The organism is Streptomyces chiangmaiensis (genome assembly GCF_036281785.1).
GTDB classification, from domain to species: Bacteria; Actinomycetota; Actinomycetes; order Streptomycetales; family Streptomycetaceae; genus Streptomyces; species Streptomyces chiangmaiensis.
The window spans coordinates 1-1,633 of record NZ_JAYWVC010000536.1 but is presented as its reverse complement, the minus strand read 5'-3'; the positions used below and the strand labels follow the sequence as shown (position 1 = coordinate 1,633).

Here is a 1,633-nt window from a genome sequence, read left to right as displayed (position 1 = left end):
GTGCGATGTGAGGGTGCTTGAGCGAAGTGGGAGGCACTGATGGAGTTCGGCTGATGCCGAAGGTGTAGTACCCGGGCCAGTGCGCATGGCCCGTCTCCGCCTCGGCGTGCGTCGCGGGTAACTGCGAGGTGCGAAGCCCGGGGAAGAAGCCCAAGGGCCCTTGTTCCACCCGGGGGTTACAGGCAAGGAGAAGACCGGCGGGAACACTGAATCGGCTGTTCCCGGCCCCGTGCGGCCATCCAGGCCGAGCGGGGTGATGGGCGAACGCAAGTGAACCTCCGATGAGGCTTCGTGACAGTGACCCCCGCCGGTGGGATGTTCCAGCGGGGCCGCAGGGACTGGCCGCTGGAAAGCGGCAGGCGCCGGCCAGAGCGTAGTTGCTGGTCGGGAGCGCACCGCCGTCCTCGGAGTAAAGGGGGCGTCCTGCCCGGTCGCGTCTTACTCATGTGCAACACAACAACCCCGATGGGGTCCAGGCGGCGGGTTCGCCTGGTAAGCCGACCGTGAGGAAGGCCCAACTCCCCAGCGGGCGCAGGATGATCCAAGAAGCGAATGCCGGTGGCCGAAAGGCAACAGAAAACCGGGGCCGCGAGCCGGGACCTCCCCCGGCGGCTCCCGCATAACTGGCCGGATAGGGGCACCTGCCCCGGCCCGAAAGGGCGCTGACGTGGATCGGGTGAGCCTGCGAGGACTCGATGAACAACGACACCGGAACCGAGGGACAAGTTGGACACCACGGCGGCACCGACGGACGGGGCGGCACAGACCGTCGCGTCTGCCGTCGGCGTGGTGAACGGACCCGAGGACGAAGTCATCGACTGGACCGCGATCGATTGGCGGCAGGTTGAGGACGACGTACGGCGTCTGCGGCAGAGGATCTTCGCGGCATCGCAGGCAGGGGACCTGAAGAGGGTCCGCAATCTCCAGAAGTTGATGCTCCGTTCCCGCGCGAACACGCTGTTGAGCGTACGCCGGGTCACGGAGGTCAACGCTGGCCGCGCGACAGCGGGCGTCGACGGAAGGGTGGTGCTGCTGCCCCAGGGCAAGGCCGAGTTGGCCGACTGGATACAGCACCGTGCCGCCGCGTGGAAGCCCAAGCCTGTCAAGCGGGTGTACGTGCCGAAGCCCGACGGGCGTCGGCGCGGCCTCGGGATTCCCGTGATCGCCGACAGGAGCCTTCAAGCCCTGGCGTCGAACGCGTTGGAGCCCGAGTGGGAGGCACGGTTCGAGTCGAGATCCTATGGATTTCGGCCCGGCCGTGGCTGTCAGGACGCGATCCAGGCCATCTATGTGACCACCCGTGGCGCACGCTGCAAACGGCCATGGGTGCTGGACGCGGACTTGGCGGCGGCGTTCGACAAAATCGACCATGATCACCTTCTAGCCTCGCTCGGCACGTTCCCCGCCCGGGGTCTGGTCGCGCGGTGGCTGAGGGCCGGTGTGGTCGAACACGGCTGGTTCACCCCCACCGACGAGGGGACCCCTCAAGGCGGCGTGATCAGCCCCGCGTTGATGAACGTGGCCTTGCATGGGATGGAGCAGGCCGCCGGGGTCCGGTACCACCCCGCCGGGCATCGTGATGCCGGAAGCGCGGTGCCGGGCTCCCCGGTCCTGATCAGATACGCTGATGATC

1 protein-coding gene is annotated in these 1,633 nt (G+C 67.6%); it reads left to right on the top strand.

The annotated features are described in order from the left end of the window. Window positions 1-789: 789 nt before the first annotated feature. Window positions 790-1,633: reverse transcriptase N-terminal domain-containing protein (locus VXC91_RS45325; RefSeq protein WP_329513165.1), on the top strand; the 844-nt coding region annotated here is incomplete at its 3' end.